This is a genomic window from Cryobacterium sp. Y50 (assembly GCF_002929805.1).
Lineage (GTDB): Bacteria > Actinomycetota > Actinomycetes > Actinomycetales > Microbacteriaceae > Cryobacterium.
On sequence record NZ_PJJM01000070.1, the window covers coordinates 18,798 to 38,786 of the forward strand.

Sequence of the window (19,989 nt, forward strand, 5' to 3'; positions counted from 1 at the left end):
ATCGCACGAAGGATTTACGGTCTAGATGACGTCCGTCCTTCGCTTTCCTTTTGACTCTGGAGTTACGGCGCAGGACAGTGGGTGGCGTCGCCGAATTAGTGAATCACCATGTTTCGTTTCTTCAGTGTGGGTGGGAAACTCGCTTTCTTCGCGGCGCTCACGCGAGGCCTCACGCTCCCTCGAGAGTAATGGCTGCGATTTCCTCAATGAGCGGGAGTCGCTTGGCTCTCTGACGTAAAGGTTTCGAACAATGATTACTGCAATTGTGCAGGGGGCTCACTTGGTGGGCTCCGTCAACTTTCCTGACGCAGAGACCATTTTCCGCACCGTCCATGATGCGCTGAATGATCGCCTCAAGCGCATTCCTGACGGCTAGGTTGGCGACCGTTTCTTGGGGATCGCATTCCAGCCAGACCTGATGAGGCAAACCGAGGGTCACGAAAGGGTCAGTGACGAACCCATTCTTATCAAGCGCCTCGACCAGCGACCGTTGCGCATTTCTGACGGCGTCAATGCAGCGTCACTCCGATTGCCGCCGCTCGGCAACGCAAAATCGGCGATCGAGTCATGGGAGATCTTTCGCAGTTTGCAGAATAATGGTGTTGTTCGAGCGGAAACTCGCTTTCAGGTTTCTCTGCCGACTCTAACGGTCGAGAGTGTTGCATATGTTGTGGCCGATTCTCAGGCCGCGTTTGAGCCAGTCCCCACGTCGCGCGTTACGGTGTTGCTACCGAATGTGGCTGCAGTCGCGCTCCGGAAGAGGACACAGTCCCATTGCTGAAGACCCACTGCAAGGTCACCGCGGTCTACCAGAGAATTCGGCTGGGTGAGGGGCATTTCGCGCCTGGTGTGGACACTGCTCCGTCAGGCGATGATCACCGCAGACACGCACGCCAGCAGCGGTGCGGCTTTGAGCATCGTTTCCTCGTACTCTTCCTCCGCAACCGACCAGGCGGTAATGCCACCACCCGTGCCGATGGTCGCCATCGTCGGTCCAATCACCAGGCTTCGAATCGTCACGCCCAGGTCGACGCGACCGTCTGCCCCCATATATCCGAAGGCGCCGGCGTAGGGTCCCCGGGCACCTCCTTCGAGTCGATCGATGATGCTCATCGCGCTGTGTTTCGGCGCTCCGGTCATCGACCCGGCCGGCAAACACGCCTCAACGGCGTCTACCCAGGTCAGTTTTGGGTCGATCCTCGCTGAGATGGTGCTCACCAGTTGGTGTACGTTTTGGTAGGACTCCACCCGGAGAAAATCGGGGACCTGCACCGAGCCGGTTTCGGCCACCCGACCCAGATCATTGCGCATCAGATCCACGATCATCACGTTCTCCGCGATCTCTTTGTGATGACCGGCCAGCTCCGTTATGAGCCCGGCATCTTCCTCGGCGTTTCGTCCTCGGGGGCGCGTACCTTTAATAGGTCGGGTGGTCATCGTTCCGTCCGGGCAAACCTCAAGGAACTGCTCGGGGGAGGAACTTAATAGCGCCAAGTCGGCGAAACGGATCAGCGCTCCATGGTGTGCCGGGTTCAGTCGACGCAACCGGCGATAGGTCTGGACCGGGTCCAGTGTTCCCTGGATGGCGATCTCATTGGTCAGGCAGATCTGGTAAGCATCACCCTCCGCGATGGCATCCCGGCATTGTTCGACGAGGTCGACGTACTCCGCGCGGGTATGACGAAGCGAGGCCTTCCTCGGATGCCCGGCCTTCGGGAGCGGCGGTACCGCGCTCCCGACCAGGGATCGGAGGATCACCTGAACGCCCCGGACCCACAGTTCCGCTGACGGAGACTCGGCGGGGACGCGGAGTGACATGGTCGACGTGCGGTGGTCGAAGGCGATAATGCGGTCGGCCCACATTAGGGCAGCGTCGGGCAGGGCAGACGCGTGACACGGCGACCCCACCGTTTTGGCCCCCAGTTCATACCCCAGCCACCCGACCCAGCCGATCCGCAGGCCGCCGACCGGGTCAGCCATCTTGCCGGGTCCTCGAGTGCCGGTCGTTAGCCTGAGCAGGTCGAAGATCGAGCCCTCGAACTTGTCGCTCGTGCCCACTCCCGAGACGCGGATGGTGTCGCCCTCGCCGGACGACGTGACGACCGGGGCTGATTGTGAGGGCAATCCCAGGTAGCTCACTCCGGTCTCAGCTTCGACCCCGCTATCAAGCCAGAATGTATTCTCCTCAAATTGCAGAAGACGCAGGAACACAAGTTCGGGTTCGACCCAGAAGTCCAGAACAATCTCTCGACAGGTCACCGTGTCTGCGGGTTGCCTCAGCCGTTCATTCAACCCGGTCATGATTCCCCCTCTTCAGATGCCACCGTGCATTGCAACCAGATTGTCCCGAGCACTTGCTGGCAGAATGGCGAGGTTTAGGTAAATCCTATCTTCGAGGTACAAGTGCCGTGGCGTGTCGCTTGCCATGAATATGGGACCACCGTAGGCGGTTTTCTGCCAGGTTCATGGGACCACCTGAATGGCCCAGCTATGGGACCACCCGGCGAGTCGTGCTGGGGGGGGTTCTTGGGTCAGCTGTTTGATCATAGCGCGAGCATTTTTCGACGTGGAGGTCATCGGCTATGGGATTCAGGGATGTCAGTGTGAATGAGATCAGGGAAGTGCTGCGGGGGTGGCAGCGCGTGGGAGTCGCTGTTGGAGCGGGAGGCGGAGATCGAGGCCTGGGTCGCTGGTGATGGTCGTGACCATCCGGCGCTGTCGATCGTGAAGATCGAGGAATTGTTGGCTCGGTCGGGGTGCATGGTGCCGTATCGAACGTTGCATCGCTTTGTGACGGAACGCTGCGGGTATTGGCTCCGCGACGTCACGGTGCGTGTCGACGATGGGGAGCCGGGCGCGGAGTTGCAGCTCGACTTCGGTAAAATGGGTTTCATCACTGACGCGGGCACTGGGAAGCGCCGGCGGGTGTACGCGCTGATTTTCACGGCCTTGTACTCACGACACATGTTCGTCTGGCTGTCGTACTCGCAGACCCTCGCCGCGGTGATCGCCGGGTGCGAGGCGGCGTGGGCGTTCTTCAATGGGGTTTTCAAGGTCTTGGTCCCCGGATATGTTCCGCGGAACATAGTCCGGCGGTGCTGTCAAGGGCCATGAAGATCGAACACGGTGCGCCGCCCGTGTCAGACACACTCGGACGTTTCGCCGCGGTAGGCCTGCACGAAGCGCATGTGCGAGAACGGGACCGTGACGACGAAGATGTGCAGAACCTGCCGGACCCCGGTGACGATGGCCTCGGCCTGCCCAAAGTCGACCTGGGCGGTGCCGGCCGGCCAGACCAGCTCGGTGAAGCCCTCCCCGACCTGCCGGTGCTGGCCTTTCCACTTCTTAACGAAGCGTTGCACCGGCGAATAACTGCCGAGATAATCCCGCTCGGCGACCAACCGGTCAAAGACCCGTTGGGCCGTGTGGCGTTGCTTGCGCGGCCGCTGCTGGTCCTCACCCAACCACAGCTCAATGGTGTCTTCGAAGCCGGTCAAGCCCGACCCGGCCGGCCGAAGCACGGGCGTCGGGGGCTTCGGCGAGTAGTCCTGCTGAACGGTGTCTTTCGTCACCGAATCGCGGCTCACTCCCAACCGTCGGGCGATTTCACGGCCCGCGATTCCGTGGGAGTCGAGAGTTCTGATATTTTCTTGCACGGACATGGGTACCGTCATCTGCTTTCTAGTTCCTTCCGGCGCGACCGCTTGGCAGTAGCTACGCCTTAAGGAACCTATCGAGGGGTGGCGGGCCCATGTCTGCAACACTGTGGATCGGGCCGAGGTCACCGGGTGATCTCAAACTCTGCGCATCCCCGAAACCACCATCGTGGCGGGGAATTGCCTGGCCTGATAATTAGCGCTCTTTCGGCAGGAAACCCGCCACTAACTTGGCAGGAATCCAACGCCGAAACGGCCTACAAGGAATTGATCACACACAGCCTGGCCGGCGATTTCGACGTGCGCGGCTTCAAGTCCCACCCGACGGTGCAGAACTTCAACCCGAGCGACGAGCAGTTCTACCTGCTCTGGGCCGCCCTGCAGAACCTCGGCCTGCCGGCCCTGTGCCACACCGGGCAGACCGGCATCGGCTCTGGCCGGCCCGGCGGCTTCGGCCTCAAGCTCGGGCTGTCCAACCAGATACTGCTCGACAACGTCGCCGCCGACTTTCCCGAGTTGCCGATCATTATGGCGCACCCGAGGGTGCGGTGGCAGGACGAAGCCCTCGCCGTCGCCACCCATAAATAGAACGTCTACATCGACCTGTCCGGCTGGTCGCCCAAGTACTTTCCCGAGAACTTCGTGCGCCAGGCCAAATCTTTTCTGCGGGACAAGGCGCTGTTCGGCAGCGACGTTCCCCTGATCAGCCCCGACCGCTGGCTGAGAGACTTCGCCGTCCTGAACCTCAAAGACAGCATACGGCCGAAAATTCTCAAGAACAACGCCGTGCGTCTGCTCTGACTTGTCGCATGACCGATTCTACCCGAGCGACCAGTTCGGCTACTCGACCCTGCTCAGCGAGAGCGAGCTCGACGTGCTCGGCCAACTGTGGGCGGTGCTCGACGCCGAGGTGCAGCCGCTTCTCGCCGATCACTGGGAGGCTGACGAGTTTCCGTTCGAGATCGTGCCGAAGCTTGTCGACGTGGACCTCGTAAACCGGGGAATCAGCGCGTTCTACGGTGGCTTTCGCAATTTCGAACTGGCCCGCACCGACGCATCCGTTGCCACGTTCTACAACCCGGAGTTTCTCTTCACGCTCACAGAACTCGATCTCTTGTTTGATCGCGACGACCGCGGCTCCTTTCAACATTTCTACACCGAGACGGTCGGCTATATGTTTCTCAAGGTTGTGCAGTGACTTGGCGCCTATAACGATTATGGAGCGCCGAATGCCCCGGTACGGTTGTCAGCGCAGCATCTGCGCGGAACCCGACGCTGAGAGGCATTCATGACTGATTCTCGCCCCGATTGTTTCATTCACTCGGTGGAAAAGGCGGTCTCACCCCGGCCGAACACGACTACCTCCGGGAGCTGCTCGGCAAGTTGCTCTACGACTGAATCCACGGATAGAGCAGATGCCCGGCACAGGGCATCCGCTCTTCGGTTGGCGGTTACGTCACGTTGAGGAGCGTTGCACCCTGAACTGCGCGGTGACCGTCCTCAACGTCGCGGGCAAGACCGTCACTCAGAACGGGAAAGCCCCCGGAACACGGCGCATCGTGATCCAGCGTGTCTCGGTGAATGCCTCGATGTTCGCCTCGGCACCGCCCTGCCGCGATCCGGTGCCCGACGCGCCAACCCCGCCAAACGGGGCATTCGCCTCGTCGTTCACGGTCTGGTCGTTGATGTGCACGATGCCCGAAGGAATACGCTGCGCCAACTCAAGCCCGCGCATGGCATCCGACGTCACGATCCCGAGGGACAGGCCGTATTCGCTCGCGCTCGCCAGATGCACTGCCTCGTCGTCAGTGCTGAACTTCACAACAGAGGCAACGGGTCCGAAGACCTCTTCGCAGTAGGCTGGACCGTCCAACGGCGAGTTCGCCAGCACGGTCGGGCGGTAGAACAAGCCGTAATAGCTGCCGCCGGCCTTCAACTCTGCGCCCGCCTCGACGGAGTCCGTGACCAGTCGGTGAATCCGGTCGCGCTGGTTCTCGTCGATGATCGGGCCGAGATGGACCTGGTCGGTCGCCGGGTTGCCCACCGCCATCGACTCAGCCTTCGCGGCAAGCTTTTCGACATACTGGTCGAAGATGCTCTCATGCACGATGTGGCGTCCGATCGACATACAGATCTGACCCTGATGCAGGAAGGAACCCCACGCCGCGAGGTTGACGGCCTTGTCGACATCGGCGTCTTCGAGCACGATGAAGGCCGAGTTGCCCCCGAGTTCGAGGTGAGCGCGCTTGAGGTGCTTGCCGGCGAGTTCGCCAACCGCTCTGCCTGCTTTGGTCGAGCCGGTGAAGGCGATAACCCGGATGTTGGGGTCGGTTACCATCGCCTCGCCGACGTCGGCGCCTCCCGTGACCAACTGCAACACCCCGGCCGGCAGCCCGGCCTCCTCGAAGACGCGCACCATCATCACACCGCCGGTCACCGCGGTACGAGGGTCGGGCTTGAGTACGACCGCATTGCCGAGTGCGAGAGCGGGGGCCACAGCTCGGATTCCCAGGATGATCGGAACGTTGAACGGTGAAACTACACCGACGACCCCGGCCGGAACCCGCTGGGCGATAGAGATTCTGGGTTCTTCGCTCGAGAGGAGCTGGCCGAGCGGATGCGACGGCAGCGCTGCCGCCTCGTAGCATTCCTGGGCACCGACGTGCAGTGCGAACCCTGCAAAGCCCGGCACGCTGCCGGCTTCCCTCACGTTCCAGTCCATGATCTCGTCGGCATGTTTTTCCATGAGCGCTGCCGCCTTGCGCAGCACTCCGGCGCGCACGGGGGGCGGGGTCGCCGCCCATGCCTTCTGGGCAGCTGCTGCGCCGGCGGCGGCCACGGCTACGTCCGCCAGCGTCGCAATTCCTACGCGGCCCAACTCGTGCCCGGTCGCCGGTTCGATGACCGGGATATCGCCGCCGGCTCCCACCGTCCACTCGCCGTTGATGTAGATCTTTCCAGACCAGGCTGCCGGATCGAGAAACAGGTCGGTCGTCGTGTCGTCAGTCGTGAGAGTCATTGTCTCTTCTTCCTCGTTTTGTTGGGATTACTTTTAGGTATGTTCAGATCAGGAGATGTTCTGACACACCGGTGGCGCATACTTTTCGTCGAGCGCCGCCTGGGTCAGACCTATTCAGGGCTGGAACAGCACATCCGGCGTGACGGTCACTTCAAGGACCAGAGCTTCCTGACGGCCCGCCAGAGACGGTGCGACGCGGTCCAAGACCGTCACCAGTTCGGCGTAATCGTCTATTTTCAGCGCTTCCACGCCCAACCCCGCTGCGATGGCAGAAACGGAGACTCCGCCGAAGGACGGCCACGGAGCCGCGCCACCGCGTTGGTCGGCCAGACGGTTCATCACGGCATAGCCGCCGTTATTCAGGACGATGAAGACGACCCCAACCCCGAGATTTGCGGCCGTCCACAGCGACTGAATTGAGTACATCGACGAACCATCGCCGATGATGCCAATGACCGGGCGGTTCGGCTGGGCCATCTTCAGCCCGATGGCAGCCGGCATGGCGAACCCGAGCCCACCCATCGCCGCAGATAGGAAGCCAAACGGCCGACGGGCCGGAATGAGTGCCTCCAGGGCCGGGCGTGAGGAGGGGGATTCCTCAACCACGGTCGTCTCTATCGGAAGGCGTTCTGCGAGAAGCTGAAAAACGTGTGCCGCTCGCAGGGGCTCGTCGGCGACGTGGGGAGCCAGCTGGTAGGTCTCGGCGTGACGCTTCACGTGGTCGGACGCCTGTCCCGCGGGCAGCGGGCTGCGAACTCCGAGCTGGGTGCTGATGGACGAGCACAGGGTGGCAGGGTCGCCAATGATGGAGAGTTCGGCGGGCGACCGGTTCGCCTCCGCGGCATCCGCGGTCACGACGAAGACCCTCATGCCGTCCGGCACAAGTGAACCGGGCTTGTACGGGTACTGGCGCAGGGCTGCGGTACCGACCACGAGGAGAACGTCGTGGTCCTGGAGGGCTTCCCGGACGCGGGGGCGGTCGGCGGGGAGGCTGCCGCGGAACAGCGGATGGTCCTGCGGGAAGCCCGCCCGGGAACCGAACGCCTCCTGCCATACCGGGGCCTGCAGACTTTCTGCGAGCTGCACCAGAGCTGCCCAGCCTGGCTCACTGTCGTTGCCCGAGCCGGCGATGATTGCGGGAGCGGCCGCTTCGCGGAGCGCGGCGACGACGTCCTCGAGCTCCGTCGGGATCCCGCGCGGAGCCGATACGCTGCCGCTCGCGGCTGCCGTTGCGGTCGGATCTGCCGGCTCATCCCAGTCGTCCATCGGGACGATCACGATGACCGGCCCGCTTTCCTGGCGCGCGAGGTGTGTCGCCCGTCGAATGGCCGACGGTACGTCGGCGGCGATGACGGGCGAGATTACGTCCAGCGGATAATCTCCCGCGAGCCCGGCAAGCCGTCCGGCGAGGAAGGGCTCGAGTGCGAGGTGCCGTCGGTCCTGCTGGCCGATGACGACCACCATGGGCGCGCGGTTGACGCGCGCCGTTGCTATCGCCCCGACCGCATTGCCGAAGCCCGCCGTCGTGTGGAGGAGCACGAAGGCCGGCGAGCCGCTACCGAGCGCGTGGCCGGCAGCGATGCCGACCACCGATCCCTCGTGTAGCGCGAGAACAAACCGGATGTCTTTAGGCAGATCCACGAGGAACGGGATTTCCGTTGAGCCGGGGTTCGAGAAGATCGTGGTGAGGCCTTCGGCGCGCATGACGTCGAAACAGGCGTCCCGCACGGTGGCGGCAGCACTCATGATTTGTGGCCCTTCTTCGTTGCCGGGATCGGCCCGGAAAGGGTACGGCTCTTCGCCAGCTGGATCTGCTCGTAGACGTGCCCGCGCAACTCGTTGAAGCGAGCGCTCGACCGGGTGGTGAGTTGGTCGCGATCAACCGGAAGGTCGATCGTCAGATCTTCCTGAACGACCGTTGGTGAATTCGACAGCACAAGCACCCGTTCGCCCAAGTAGACCGATTCGTCGATGTCGTGCGTGATGAAGATGATCGTCACGCCGAGCTTCTGCCAGATGTGGCGAACTAAGTCCTCCAGATCGGCCCTGGTCTGGGCGTCCACGGCGGCGAACGGCTCATCCATCAGCAAGACCTCTGGCCGGTACGCCACCGCTCGCGCGATCGCGACACGTTGCTGCATTCCGCCGGACAGCTGCCAGGGATAGCTATCCGGCACGTGAGACAACTCGACGGCGGCGAGGGCGTCATCCACGAGCTTCGTGCGTTCGGCGCGTGGGATGCGCTGGTTCTTCAGCGGCAACTCGATGTTGGCGCGAACGCTCATCCACGGCAGAAGGCTGCGACCGTACTCCTGGAAGACGACGGCCATGGAATGAGGCGGCCCGACGACCTTAGTGCCGCGTAGTTCGATCGACCCCGATGTCGGGGCCAGTAGCCCGGCGATGCACTTCAGCAGAGTCGTCTTGCCCGCGCCGGAAGGTCCGACCACGCAGACCAGCTGACCGGGCGCGATATCGAAGGTGAGGTCGCGCACGGCTTCGATCTCGCCGCCTGGCACGGGATAGACCTTTCGCAGTCCCTTCACCGACAGCATCGGGGGCTCCGAGGCTGAGTTGTCCGGGATGCGCTCGCCATCATTGAGTACGTTAACTGGCATGCTGAACCTCTTTCAGGCCGGAGTACCATTTCAGCAACCGGTTTTCGATCGACTTGGAAATCACGGAGAGCGCAAGGCCCAGCAGGCCGAGGACGACGATCCCACTCCACATCTCTGGAATGGCGAACGCACGTTGGAACAGCACGATGGTGAACCCCAGTCCGGAGGAAGATCCGAACATTTCAGAGATGACCATCAGGATTAGTGCGATGGACGTGCTCTGCCTCACCCCGGTCATGATCTGGGGGCTAGCCCCCGGCAGTACCAGATGCCGCAACCGGACAAACCCGGTTATCGAGTACGTCCGGAAGGTATCGCTGAGCACGGGGTCGACGGCTCGCACGCCTTCAATGGTGTTCAGCAGCACCGGCCAGATCGCGCCGGAGATGATCACGATGATTTTCATCTGGTCGTTGATCCCGACCAGCAGCATGAGCAGTGGAACGAGTACTGGCGGAGGAATCGCGCGGAAGAATTCCAGCATCGGCTCGGTGAGGCTGCGGAGCCAGCGCACTGAGCCGATAAGCACGCCGAAGACAACACCCAACAGGATGGTCAAACCGAGTCCGACCAACAAACGAAGGACGCTGGGCACGAAATCCGTTAAGAACCTCTCCCCGGCCCAGACTGCCCAGAACGTTTGCAGGAGTTCGAGCGGCTTGGGCACGAAGAAGTTAGTGGCCCCGAGTGTCAGGACCCACCACAGGGCGATCAGAAGTACGGGCAGGCCGAGGAAATGGAGTACGCGCTTGGGGTATCTCATGTTGTAGCCTCTCCGCGAACCGATGTGTGCCAGGTCAAGACGCGTTTTTCAACCAAGCGCACCACGGTATTGATGAGAACGCCGATAAGGCCGGTCGCGACGATGAGCGCGTACATTTCGGCGACAGCGCCTCCGGACTGGGTCAGTGCGATCTGTTGGCCGAGGCCCGGGGTGCCGATGACCAGTTCGGCCGTAATCGCCAGAATCAGCGCGACTGCAGATGCCAGCCGGATCCCGGTTATGAGGTACGGGAGCGTCGTCGGCCACACGACGTATCGGATCCGAGCCATTCGTCCTAAGCCGTAGCTGCGGGCCGTGTTGTCGGCGACAGGGTCGACATCGGCCACTCCGGAAAGCACCTGGAGCAGCACCTGCCAAAATGACGCGTAGACGATCAGCAGCAGTGAAGATTCGATCTTCAGTCCGAACAGGAGAACCGCCAGCGGGATCAAGGCGACGGAGGGGATGGGCCGAAGAAATTCGATGGTCGAGCGGGTGGCTCGGCGGAGAAAAAGACTGGAGCCGATGAGAAGACCGAGCACGCTGGCCGCGATGATCGAAATCGCGAGGCCCAGCGTCCAGGCTGTCATCGTGTGGGCGACACTGCCCCAGAAACCGGGCTGAAACAGATAGCCGAAGAATTTCGCCATGACCAGGCTGGCCGGTGGCAGGTATCGCTCATTGACCAGGCCGAGCCGTGGAATTGCCTCCCAGGTGACAAGGAATAGCAGGATGCCCGCAGCCCCCAGCGCGGGGCCGTTCAGGTGTTTCATTGACATTCTGCTGTTCCTCATCCGTTCGCAGTGCGCTCTGATACCGATGTGATGGTGCGCTACGGCAGCATCACGCCAAGGTCAGGCGCTGCCGACAGAGTTCCGAACCTGACGGCTGCATCGCCGAGCTTCGTGGCTGCGTCGACGTTGAAGTCAACCCGGAACTCCGGCAGGACCATGTCCGTGAGCTGATCGGCCGTCATCTTCGTGTATGTGGTCACGATCTGGCGCACCTCGTCGGGGTTGGCTTGGGCGTACTCGAGGGACTTGTTCATCGCGGTTTGGAACTTCGTCACGAGGTCAGGATCGTTGCTGATGGTGTCGCCATTCGCGAAATAGCCAGCGATATCGAGGTTGGTGTCGAACGCCGAGAAGTTGTACGAAATTACTCGGGCGCCGTTGGCGACTGCAGAGTCGAGGAAAGGAGCAAGAATCCAGGCCGCATCGACCTGGCTGTTCTCTACTGCTGCCTCGGCATCCGGAAAGCCGACTTCAACGAATTGGATGCCTGAGGAGTCTCCGCCGTCGTCCTCAACGATCTGACGGATCGTCGTGTCGCCGATATTCTGCAGATTGTTGACGGAAACGGTCTTCCCGGCGAGGTCTGCGGCCGACATGATCGGGGAATCCCCGGGAACGATGACCGCTCCGAAGTCGGGCGAGCCGGCCGTCGAGTTGCCGTTGGCGACATAGCGGAGGTCGAGGCCCTGGTCTCTGGCCACCATGACCGAGACCAGGTTGCCGAATGCGAATTCATAGTCGCCCGAGACCACGCCAGGGACGGCGGCGGCGCCGCCGGTGGTGACCTGGACGGTGAGGTCAAGGCCCTCGGCGGAGAAGAAGCCCTTTTCCTTGCCGAGCCAAATCGGTGCGGTGTCGACTATGGGAATGACGCCCACGGTGACGGGGGTGAGTGCGTCGCTTTTGGCTGGTGCAGTGGTGTCGGCACCGGCTGAACAGGCGCTGAGGGCGATGACGGATGCCGCGGCAAGTCCGATCATGAGTATTTTCTTCATGTCACTCCATTGTGTTGTCGTGCAGGTAGTACTTCTGTGGCGGGGCGAGACTCAGTCTTTGGCAACGTCAATTGTTGAAAAGATCGATTGGGTGTCATCGGAGACTAGCCATCCTCATCGGCGGTTAAATAGTTGCTTCCATTCAGTGGAAGTTCTGGTCGGATCGATGTAGCGTGTGGACTAATGAGCGGCAAACCAGCATTGAAGCGCACGGTCGGTGCCGATGCGGGCGGAAATAGCGACGCTGGCAGCAGCGCAGCCGGAACGATTGCGCCCGTCGACGACCGTTCCGTCGCGGCCAGACTCTTCGCCATTCTCGATGCGTTTGCAGCGCCAGCCGGGGCGACGTCGCGCACCCTGACCCTGACGACCATCGCCCAGCGCGCTGGCCTGCCGCTCTCCACCACGCATCGTCTCGTCGCCGAGTGGGTGAGCTGGGGCGGCCTGAGCAAGCACGAGAATGGGCAGTACTCCCTCGGCATGAAGCTGTGGGAGCTCGGGGTGCAAACGCCGACCGCCCGAAACCTGCGCACGATCGCGCTGCCCTACCTGGAAGACCTGTATGAGACGACGCGGGAACACGTGCACCTCGCCATCCTCGACGGGCGCGACGCACTGTATCTGGAGAAGCTCTCGGGCCACCACGCGGTTCGCTTGATCTCGCGGGTCGGCGCTCGCCTACCGCTGCACTCGACCGGGGTGGGGCTGGTGCTGCTGGCGTACGCTCCGACGGACGTGGTGCAGCAGTATCTCGCTGCGAGCCTGGAACGCTTTCTGCCGCGCACGGTCACCGAGCCAGAGGCGGTACGCCAGCGGTTGGCCGAGATCCGGCTGCTCGGCCTGGCCCGCATGTCGGAGGAGATGACGGCAGGGTCGAGCTCGATTGCCGCGCCCATTCGTGACCGCACCGGCCAGGTCGTGGCGGCCGTGTCGATCGTCACTCGCACGACCGACACCGTCGACCCTGAGCAGGAGAGAGCGGTACGACTGGCCGCGCAGGGCGTCAGCCGGGCTCTCGGCTATCGGCGTGCCCAACAGTCGTGAACAATGGCAGATTGTCGACACTTTCACTGAGTGGAAGAAGGGCATCGGACCCCTGACCGGTACAGCACACTGAAGACAACACACCCTGTCATCGTCGCTAGGAGAACCTGTGCCCCACGAAAACACTCGCGTCGCCATCATCGGCGCCGGTCCCGCCGGTCTCTTGCTGGGCTGGGCCCTGCGTGACGCCGGAATCGACTCGATCGTCGTGGAAAATCGTTCGCAGGAGTACGTGCTTAGCCGCATCCGTGCCGGTGTTTTGGAACACGGGTCGGTCGAAACCCTGACCCGGCTCGGACTAGGCGACCGCCTCGCATCCGAGGGCCTGCAGCACGACGGAATCTTTCTGCAATATGCCGGAGAGCGCCACAATGTGAACTTTAACGAGCTGATCGGCCGCACGGTCACCGTGTACGGACAGCAACAGGTCGTCAAAGACCTCGTCACCGCGCACACCGACGCCGGATCGACGATCTATTACGAAGCCTCCGAGGTCGCCGCCCTCGGCCTGACCACCAAGAACCCGAGCGTAACTTTTGTGCATGATGGCGAAACGCACACCATTAACGCTGACTTCGTTGTGGGCGCCGACGGTTTTCACGGCATCTGCCGGGCGTCGATTCCGGCCGATGAGATCACCCTGTTCGATCGCAGCTACCCCTACGCCTGGCTCGGTATCCTGGCCGACGTTGCACCCTCCTCGGACGAGCTCATCTATTCTCTGCACGAAGACGGTTTCGCGATGCTCTCGATGCGTTCGCCGGTCGTCTCCCGCCTCTACCTGCAGGTCGACCCGGCCGACGATATCAAGAACTGGTCCGACAAGCGCATCTGGGAGGCGCTGCACACCCGGCTGGGTACCCCCGGCTGGACCCTGAACGAAGGCCCGATCACCGACAAATCGATCACCCCGATGCGCAGCTTTGTGGCTTCACGCCTGGCCTACGGCAACCTGTTTCTGGTCGGCGACGCCGGCCACATCGTGCCGCCCACCGGTGCGAAGGGTCTCAACTCGGCCATCTCCGACGTCACCCAGCTCGCGAGCGCGCTCACCGCGTTCTACGCCAACGACGAGACGCTTCTGGCCGGCTACAGCGACACCGCGCTGGCGCGGCAGTGGCGGGTGCAGCAGTTCTCCCGTTGGATGACCGAGATGCTGCACACGAGCCCCGGCGACCTGCAGTCCGGCGCTTTCGACTACCGCAGCCAGCTCGGCCAGCTCGACTACGTCACCCATTCGCCGCTCGCCCAGCGCATGCTCGCCGAGCAGTACACCGGCCTCCTGCTCTAATCGATACGAGGACACCATGACTCAGACATCCCCGCGCGCCGGCACCGGCGCGGCAAGCCAGGACGATATCACCGCCGAGATCGAAGCGATCGAAGCGGATGCCGCAGCCCGCGTCGCCGCCGGCGGCTCGCCCGAGCGCCAGCCGCGCCGCGACTACGCCCCGTACCGCAGTTCCGTGCTGCGCCACCCCACCCACGAGCTCGTGCGCGTCGACCCGGAAGAGGTCGAACGGGTCTCACCCGCCTTCGGCCACACCGACGTGAACAGCCTGGAGAGCGACCTCACCATTCAACACTCCGGCGAGCCGATCGGTGAACGGATCACCGTTGGCGGCCGGGTGCTCGACGGCGAGGGCCGCCCGGTGCGACACCAGCTGATCGAACTCTGGCAGGCTAATGCCGGCGGACGCTACGTGCACAAGCGCGATCAGCATCCGGCACCGCTCGACCCCAATTTCACCGGAGTCGGCCGTGCTATCACCGGTGAGAACGGTGAGTACTCGTTCACCACGATCAAACCAGGACCATACCCGTGGAAAAATCACGTCAATGCGTGGCGACCCGCCCATATCCACTTTTCCCTGTTCGGCACCGCGTTCACGCAGCGTCTGATCACCCAGATGTATTTTCCGGGCGACCCGCTGTTCGCGCTCGACCCGATCTACCAGTCGATTGCCTCAGCTGATGCCCGCGCCCGCCTGGTCGGGCAGTACGACCACAGCCTGAGCGTGCCCGAATTCTCGCTCGGCTACACCTGGGATATCGTGCTCACCGGACCCAAATCCACTTGGATGGAAAGCGAAGAAGCCCATGACTGACCTCGTGCGCACCGGATCGATCCCAAGAGTATCCACTTGGATGGAAAGCGAAGAAGCCCATGACTGACCTTGCCGCAGTAGCTGTCGCCGTGCAGACCACCACCCCGCAGAGGCATGCTCTGCAGACCCCGTCGCAGACGATCGGTCCGTTCTACGGCTATGCCCTGCCCTTTGAGGGCGGGCCGGACCTGGTCCCCGGGTATCATTCCCGTGCCATCCGCTTTCATGGCACCGTCACTGACGGCGCTGGCGAGCCGATTCTCGACGCCCTGCTTGAGATCTGGCAGGCCGACGAGAGCGGCGTGCTCAGCCGCGAACTCGGCAGCATCGACCGCGACGGTTTTACCTTCACCGGCTTCGGTCGCTGTGCGACCACGATCGCCGGCAATTACACCTTCACGACGCTCAAGCCCGGCGCGGCCGGCACGGCAGCGCCCTACATTCTCGTGACGGTGTTTGCTCGTGGAGTCACCCACCACCTGTTCACCCGGGCTTACTTCGCTGAGGACTCCGCGCTGCACGCGACCGACGCCGTGCTCAGCAGCCTGCCGGTCGACCGCCGGAACACGCTCATCTGCGTGTCGGAGGGAATCGTCGGTGGAGCCGAGTCCTACCGCTTCGATATTCGCGTGCAGGGCGAGAACGAAACGGTGTTCCTGAACTTCGATGACTAACTTCAGTTTTGATGTCGGGCTGCTCAACCCGCTCAGCCACGGCACTCGGGAGTCCGAGCTGACCAGTGACCAGGCCTGGCTGCAGGCGATGGTCGACGCCGAGCTTGCGCTCACGCGGGCGCTTGTCGACGCCGAACTTGCCCCCGAGTGGATGTTCGCGGTCTGCGACGCGCTCGCGGATGCGAGCCAATTCGACCTCGGTGCGATCGCCATCGAGGCCAGGGGCGGCGGCAACCCGGTGATTCCGTTCGTGAAACATCTCGGCCGCGCCGCCGAACGGGTGCGGGCCGGAGCATCCGACCATATTCACGTCGGTGCGACCAGCCAGGATATCCTCGACACGGCCGCGATGATCGTGGCCCGCCGGGTGGCCTGTGAAGTCATTGACCAGCTCGATTTCTTCGGCGGGACGCTCGCCGACCTCGCCGAGAAACATCGCGGCACCGTGATGAGCGGTCGTACCCTCGGCCAGCAGGCGTCACCGACGAGTTTCGGCTTCGTCGCGGCTGGCTGGCTCGACGCCGTGCTGCTCATCGTCGCCCGCCTGGATGGCATTCGCGACACCCTGCCCGTGCAACTCGGCGGCGCGGTCGGCAACCTCGCCGTACTCACCGAAATCGCCAGGGCCCGGCGCGGCGAAGTCGATGCCGCCGCGGCACTGGACACGGTCATGGACCGGTTCGCCCACCACGTCGGCTTAATCGTGCCGCGCCTCAGCTGGCACACCAACCGGGTCGTCATCTCCGAACTCGCCTCCGTGCTGGCCGCAGCGGCCGGTGTCGCTGGCACCTTCGCCCTTGACATGTCAGTGCTGTCTCGCACCGAAATTGCCGAGGTCAGCGAACGCCTCGCCCCCGGCGAGGGTGGATCCAGCGCCATGCCGCACAAACGCAATCCGGTGTCGTCCGTGCTGATCACGGCGGCTGCGCTGCAGACGCCAGGACTTGCATCCACTCTCTATGGCAGCATGCTGGCCGAAGACCAGCGTCCGAGCGGGGCCTGGCATGCCGAATGGCAGTCGTTGCGGGTGCTCGAACGGCTCACGATTTCAGCCGTTACCGGTGCCGCGTCGCTCGCCGCTCGCCTCGCCGTTGACCCGGATCGCATGCGTGCCAACCTCGACCTCACCGACGGACTCGTGTTCAGCGAGCGAGTCACCACGATTTTGGCCGAAACTGTCGGTAAAACCACCGCCTTCGCGCTGGTCGAGCGTGCTTCGCAGGAAGCATTTGCCACCAACCGGCCGCTGCAGGTGGTGCTGGCGAGCATTCTGATTGCCGAGGGCTGTTCCGACGCCCTGCGTGCGCAGATCTGGGCGGCCTTCAGCTATGAGGGCCAGCAGGGTCAGTCCGCGGCGGGTATCGACCGCGTCGTGCGCAGCTTTCGTCAGCGAATGGATGCCGTTCGACCAGACGATTCCGTCGACGTGAATGCCAATGCACTCTCGAACAACCGTTAAGGATCTCATGAGCCAGCCCGTCATTCTCTGCACCATCGAGCCGGCGGCGACCGGCGAGGTCAACGCGCCGCTCATTGTTCTCGGCCCCTCGCTCGGCACCACGGCCGACCTCTGGGCGAGCGTCGTGCCGACGCTCGCGGCCACCCACCGGGTGCTTCGCTTCAATCTGCCCGGGCACGGTTTCAGTCTTCGTGCGACGGCATCGTTCACGATCGAGGAGCTCGCCGACGCCGTCGTCGGCCTGGTCGACTCCATTGGCGTCGACAGCTTTCACTACGCCGGAATCTCGCTCGGCGGTGCCATCGGCCTCGCCTTGGCCGTGAACCACCCGAGCCGCCTGACCAGCCTCGCGATGTTCTGCTCCGGCGCTAAAATCGGCACGAGCGAGGCCTGGACCGAGCGGGCCGCCGCCGTGCGCGCGAGCGGTACCCCCTCGCTCATCGCCGGCAGCGCCGCCCGCTGGTTTGCCCCCGACTTTCTTGGCCGTGACCCCATAGCCGGTTCTCATGCGCTCGATCAGCTGCTCGACATCGACGACGAATCCTATGCACTCGCCTGCGAGGCGCTCGCTATTTTCGATCAAACGGATGCCCTCGGCGGCATCCGCACGTCCGTTCTGTGCGTGTCGGGTGAACTCGATACGGTGACTCCGACCGTGCAGTTGCAAGAGCTGGCGGCGCACATTCCCGCCGCCCGGGCCGTGGAGATCGCCGGGGTCGCGCACCTGCCGGCACTCGAGCAGCCGATTGAGGTTGGCGCGCTGCTGGGGGAGTGGGTCGCCCAGGCTTCGGCTGGATTAGGTCGGGGCGGTGCAACGGTGCCTGCCGCGCCGCGACCGGCCGAGCTGCCTTGTCCTGACCGCACCGCGGCATCCGTTTACGATGACGGCATGCACGTGCGTCGCGCGGTCCTCGGCGATAAGCACGTCGACGCGGCCACCGCAGCTATCACCCCCGAAACCGCCGTGTTTCAGGACTTCATCACCCGCTATGCCTGGGGCGAAGTGTGGACACGACCGGGGCTCGACCGCCGTATCCGTAGCTTCTTGACCATCGCCGCTCTCGTGACCGGCGGGCATGAAGGCGAGCTCGCGATGCACGTGCGCGCAGCCCTGACCAACGGGCTGAGCCGGGCCGAGATCAGCGAAGCCATTCTGCACACCGCCATCTATGCAGGCGTTCCCGCGGCCAACGCCGCATTTGCCGTAGCCCGCGATACCTTTGCCGGGCTCGATGCGGCTGCTCAAGATTCCACTATTCGGCCAAGCTAAAGGACTACGAACCATGGACAAAACCTATCCCTCCGCCGCGGCCGCCGTCGCTGACATTCCCGACGGGGCCTCGCTGGCCGTCGGTGGCTTCGGTCTGGTCGGCGTGCCGATCGTGCTCATTCGCGCGCTGCTCGCGCTCGGCAGCACCAACCTGTACGTCGCCTCGAACAACTGCGGTGTCGACGGCTGGGGGCTTGGTGAACTGCTCCGCGAGGGGCGCATCAGCCGGGTGATCGCCTCTTATATCGGCGAGAACAAGGATTTCGCTCGCCGTTACCTCGGTGGTGAACTTGAGGTTGAACTCACCCCGCAGGGTACCCTGGCCGAGCGGTTACGAGCCGGCGGCACCGGAATTCCGGCATTCTTCACCGCGAGTGGCGTTGGCACCATGGTCGCCGATGGAGGCCTGCCGTGGCGCTACGGCCCCGACGGTGAGGTGACCGTGTCTTCGCCGCCGAAGGAAACGCGGCGCTTCTCTTCGCTGGGCGGTGAGAAGGAGTACGTGCTCGAAGAGGCCATCGTCACCGACTATGCCCTGGTGCGTGCTGCCAAGGGCGACCGGCACGGCAACCTGGTGTTCGAGAAATCAGCCCGCAACTTCAATCCGGTCGCCGGCATGGCCGGCCGCATCACCATCGCCGAGGTTGACGAGCTGGTCGAACCGGGCCAGATAGACCCGGACGCGGTGCACCTCGCCGGCATTTATGTGAACCGCATCGTGCAGCTCGGCGCGGTGGACGCCGCCGAACTGCCGATCGAGAAGATGACGACTCGGCCGCGGCCTTCGTCTGAAATTGGAGCGAACTGATGACTCTCACGCGCAACGAGATGGCGGCCCGCGCCGCTCAGGAACTAGCCCCCGATTCATATGTCAATTTGGGCATCGGCCTGCCGACGCTCATTCCAAACTTTCTGCCCGACGGTGTGCACGTGGTGCTGCACTCCGAAAACGGGGTGCTCGGTGTCGGACCCTACCCGTGGGAGGGTGAGGCCGACCCCAAGCTCATCAACGCCGGCAAGGAAACCGTCACCGTCAACCCTGGCGCCGCCTACTTCGACTCCGCACAGAGCTTCGGCATGATCCGCGGCGGCCTGATCGACGTGGCCGTGCTCGGCGCCATGCAGGTGAGCGTCGTCGGTGACATCGCCAACTGGGCGGTGCCCGGCAAGATGATCAAGGGCATGGGCGGCGCGATGGACCTCGTGCACGGCGCCGACACCGTGATCGTCGTGATGGAACACGTCACCAAGACCGGCGAGTTCAAGATCAAGCAGGTCTGCGACCTGCCCTTGACCGGCAAGGCCGTCGTGACCCGTATCATCACCGACCTCGCCGTGATCGACGTCACTCCCGAGGGACTCGTGCTGCGCGAGGTCGCGCCCGGCGTGACCGTCGACGAGGTACAGGCCGCCACCGAGGCGACCCTGCTGGTACCGACCCCGCCGACCACGATCACGACCCTGCTCGGAGCCGACGAATGAGTGAGTTGCGCCAGGTCGTCATCTGCGAGCCGCTGCGCACCCCGATCGGCCGGTTCGGCGGCGCCTTCAAAACGGTCGCGCCGTCCGACCTGGCGGCGGCGGTCATC

19 protein-coding genes and 1 pseudogene are annotated in these 19,989 nt (G+C 63.4%); 12 read left to right on the forward strand and 8 right to left on the reverse strand.

Annotated features, from left to right (window positions below; translation table 11 throughout):
• Positions 1-250: 250 nt before the first annotated feature.
• Entirely contained in the window at positions 251-376 is a 126-nt protein-coding gene (locus CXY73_RS23165; RefSeq protein WP_146071612.1) for a glutathionylspermidine synthase family protein, read from the forward strand.
• Between the two features lie 488 nt (positions 377-864).
• Here the strand turns inward: CXY73_RS23165 and pabB are convergent, their stop codons facing one another.
• The gene (pabB, locus tag CXY73_RS03905) at positions 865-2,301 is read right to left on the reverse strand and encodes an aminodeoxychorismate synthase component I (RefSeq protein WP_104176898.1); all 1,437 of its coding nucleotides are present in this window, start codon (positions 2,299-2,301) and stop codon (positions 865-867) included.
• Positions 2,302-2,655: 354 nt separating this feature from the next.
• Here pabB and CXY73_RS03910 point away from each other — a divergent pair, with 354 nt between their 5' ends.
• Entirely contained in the window at positions 2,656-3,114 is a 459-nt protein-coding gene (locus tag CXY73_RS03910; protein ID WP_233198126.1) for a hypothetical protein, read from the forward strand.
• A 26-nt stretch (positions 3,115-3,140) separates the two neighbouring features.
• Here CXY73_RS03910 and CXY73_RS03915 read toward each other — a convergent pair whose 3' ends face one another.
• The gene (locus CXY73_RS03915) at positions 3,141-3,662 is read right to left on the reverse strand and encodes a hypothetical protein (protein WP_104176899.1); all 522 of its coding nucleotides are present in this window, start codon (positions 3,660-3,662) and stop codon (positions 3,141-3,143) included.
• A gap of 126 nt (positions 3,663-3,788) precedes the next feature.
• Here CXY73_RS03915 and CXY73_RS03920 point away from each other — a divergent pair.
• Together CXY73_RS03920 and CXY73_RS03925 are read left to right on the forward strand one after the other, a co-directional pair.
• Positions 3,789-4,457 (forward strand): annotated as a pseudogene (locus tag CXY73_RS03920) (amidohydrolase family protein).
• A 1-nt stretch (position 4,458) separates the two neighbouring features.
• The gene (locus tag CXY73_RS03925; protein WP_104134041.1) at positions 4,459-4,854 is read left to right on the forward strand and encodes a hypothetical protein; all 396 of its coding nucleotides are present in this window, start codon (positions 4,459-4,461) and stop codon (positions 4,852-4,854) included.
• A 327-nt stretch (positions 4,855-5,181) separates the two neighbouring features.
• Here the strand turns inward: CXY73_RS03925 and CXY73_RS03930 are convergent, their stop codons facing one another.
• The 6 genes from CXY73_RS03930 to CXY73_RS03955 all read right to left on the reverse strand — a co-directional run bounded on the left by CXY73_RS03930 (position 5,182) and on the right by CXY73_RS03955 (position 11,845).
• Positions 5,182-6,675, reverse strand: coding sequence for a benzaldehyde dehydrogenase (locus CXY73_RS03930; RefSeq protein ID WP_104134040.1), 1,494 nt, complete (start codon positions 6,673-6,675; stop codon positions 5,182-5,184).
• 114 nt (positions 6,676-6,789) lie between these two features.
• Entirely contained in the window at positions 6,790-8,421 is a 1,632-nt protein-coding gene (locus CXY73_RS03935; RefSeq protein ID WP_104134039.1) for a thiamine pyrophosphate-dependent enzyme, read from the reverse strand.
• Positions 8,418-9,230: an ABC transporter ATP-binding protein gene (locus CXY73_RS03940; RefSeq protein ID WP_104176906.1), complete on the reverse strand. Its 813-nt coding sequence runs from the start codon at positions 9,228-9,230 to the stop codon at positions 8,418-8,420. The genes CXY73_RS03935 and CXY73_RS03940 overlap by 4 nt, the downstream gene beginning before the upstream one ends.
• Positions 9,231-9,282: 52 nt before the next feature.
• Positions 9,283-10,056: an ABC transporter permease gene (locus CXY73_RS03945; RefSeq protein WP_104134038.1), complete on the reverse strand. Its 774-nt coding sequence runs from the start codon at positions 10,054-10,056 to the stop codon at positions 9,283-9,285.
• A complete protein-coding gene (locus CXY73_RS03950; RefSeq protein ID WP_104134037.1) occupies positions 10,053-10,829 on the reverse strand; it encodes an ABC transporter permease in 777 nt (258 codons plus the stop codon). The genes CXY73_RS03945 and CXY73_RS03950 overlap by 4 nt, the downstream gene beginning before the upstream one ends.
• 59 nt (positions 10,830-10,888) lie before the next feature.
• Positions 10,889-11,845, reverse strand: a complete 957-nt coding sequence (locus CXY73_RS03955; RefSeq protein WP_104134036.1) for an ABC transporter substrate-binding protein — start codon at positions 11,843-11,845, stop codon at positions 10,889-10,891.
• A 183-nt stretch (positions 11,846-12,028) separates the two neighbouring features.
• Here CXY73_RS03955 and CXY73_RS03960 point away from each other — a divergent pair, with 183 nt between their 5' ends.
• The 8 genes from CXY73_RS03960 to CXY73_RS03995 all read left to right on the forward strand — a co-directional run bounded on the left by CXY73_RS03960 (position 12,029) and on the right by CXY73_RS03995 (position 19,882).
• Positions 12,029-12,889 (forward strand): IclR family transcriptional regulator, encoded by an 861-nt coding sequence (locus tag CXY73_RS03960; RefSeq protein ID WP_104134035.1) that lies wholly within the window; start codon positions 12,029-12,031, stop codon positions 12,887-12,889.
• 109 nt (positions 12,890-12,998) lie between these two features.
• Positions 12,999-14,180: a 4-hydroxybenzoate 3-monooxygenase gene (locus CXY73_RS03965; RefSeq protein ID WP_104176900.1), complete on the forward strand. Its 1,182-nt coding sequence runs from the start codon at positions 12,999-13,001 to the stop codon at positions 14,178-14,180.
• Positions 14,181-14,196: 16 nt separating this feature from the next.
• Positions 14,197-14,997 carry a protocatechuate 3,4-dioxygenase subunit beta gene (pcaH, locus tag CXY73_RS03970; RefSeq protein ID WP_104134033.1) on the forward strand — a complete coding sequence of 267 codons (801 nt, stop codon included), beginning with the start codon at positions 14,197-14,199 and terminating at the stop codon, positions 14,995-14,997.
• Positions 14,998-15,056: 59 nt separating this feature from the next.
• Positions 15,057-15,671, forward strand: a complete 615-nt coding sequence (pcaG, locus tag CXY73_RS03975) for a protocatechuate 3,4-dioxygenase subunit alpha (RefSeq protein ID WP_104176901.1) — start codon at positions 15,057-15,059, stop codon at positions 15,669-15,671.
• A complete protein-coding gene (locus tag CXY73_RS03980; RefSeq protein ID WP_104176902.1) occupies positions 15,664-17,130 on the forward strand; it encodes a lyase family protein in 1,467 nt (488 codons plus the stop codon). Before pcaG ends, CXY73_RS03980 begins: the two co-directional genes overlap by 8 nt.
• A 7-nt stretch (positions 17,131-17,137) precedes the next feature.
• Positions 17,138-18,400, forward strand: coding sequence for a 4-carboxymuconolactone decarboxylase (gene pcaC / locus CXY73_RS03985; RefSeq protein ID WP_104176903.1), 1,263 nt, complete (start codon positions 17,138-17,140; stop codon positions 18,398-18,400).
• Positions 18,401-18,413: 13 nt separating this feature from the next.
• On the forward strand, positions 18,414-19,208 hold the full coding sequence (locus CXY73_RS03990; protein WP_104176904.1) for a CoA transferase subunit A: 795 nt from the start codon (positions 18,414-18,416) through the stop codon (positions 19,206-19,208).
• Complete coding sequence (locus CXY73_RS03995) at positions 19,208-19,882, forward strand: 3-oxoacid CoA-transferase subunit B (protein ID WP_104176905.1); 675 nt, start codon at positions 19,208-19,210, stop codon at positions 19,880-19,882. Before CXY73_RS03990 ends, CXY73_RS03995 begins: the two co-directional genes overlap by 1 nt.
• Positions 19,883-19,989 lie beyond the last annotated feature (107 nt).

Excerpts from the sequence above, each read along its gene's own strand:
- CXY73_RS23165 (WP_146071612.1), top strand. The coding sequence starts at position 251 with ATGATTACTGCAATTGTGCAGGGGGCTCACTTGGTGGGCTCCGTCAAC.
- pabB (WP_104176898.1), bottom strand. The coding sequence starts at position 2,301 with ATGACCGGGTTGAATGAACGGCTGAGGCAACCCGCAGACACGGTGACC.
- CXY73_RS03915 (WP_104176899.1), bottom strand. The coding sequence starts at position 3,662 with ATGTCCGTGCAAGAAAATATCAGAACTCTCGACTCCCACGGAATCGCG.
- CXY73_RS03930 (WP_104134040.1), bottom strand. The coding sequence starts at position 6,675 with ATGACTCTCACGACTGACGACACGACGACCGACCTGTTTCTCGATCCG.
- CXY73_RS03935 (WP_104134039.1), bottom strand. The coding sequence starts at position 8,421 with ATGAGTGCTGCCGCCACCGTGCGGGACGCCTGTTTCGACGTCATGCGC.
- CXY73_RS03940 (WP_104176906.1), bottom strand. The coding sequence starts at position 9,230 with ATGCTGTCGGTGAAGGGACTGCGAAAGGTCTATCCCGTGCCAGGCGGC.
- CXY73_RS03945 (WP_104134038.1), bottom strand. The coding sequence starts at position 10,056 with ATGAGATACCCCAAGCGCGTACTCCATTTCCTCGGCCTGCCCGTACTT.
- CXY73_RS03950 (WP_104134037.1), bottom strand. The coding sequence starts at position 10,829 with ATGAAACACCTGAACGGCCCCGCGCTGGGGGCTGCGGGCATCCTGCTA.
- CXY73_RS03955 (WP_104134036.1), bottom strand. The coding sequence starts at position 11,845 with ATGAAGAAAATACTCATGATCGGACTTGCCGCGGCATCCGTCATCGCC.
- CXY73_RS03960 (WP_104134035.1), top strand. The coding sequence starts at position 12,029 with ATGAGCGGCAAACCAGCATTGAAGCGCACGGTCGGTGCCGATGCGGGC.
- pcaH (WP_104134033.1), top strand. The coding sequence starts at position 14,197 with ATGACTCAGACATCCCCGCGCGCCGGCACCGGCGCGGCAAGCCAGGAC.
- pcaG (WP_104176901.1), top strand. The coding sequence starts at position 15,057 with ATGACTGACCTTGCCGCAGTAGCTGTCGCCGTGCAGACCACCACCCCG.
- CXY73_RS03980 (WP_104176902.1), top strand. The coding sequence starts at position 15,664 with ATGACTAACTTCAGTTTTGATGTCGGGCTGCTCAACCCGCTCAGCCAC.
- pcaC (WP_104176903.1), top strand. The coding sequence starts at position 17,138 with ATGAGCCAGCCCGTCATTCTCTGCACCATCGAGCCGGCGGCGACCGGC.
- CXY73_RS03990 (WP_104176904.1), top strand. The coding sequence starts at position 18,414 with ATGGACAAAACCTATCCCTCCGCCGCGGCCGCCGTCGCTGACATTCCC.
- CXY73_RS03995 (WP_104176905.1), top strand. The coding sequence starts at position 19,208 with ATGACTCTCACGCGCAACGAGATGGCGGCCCGCGCCGCTCAGGAACTA.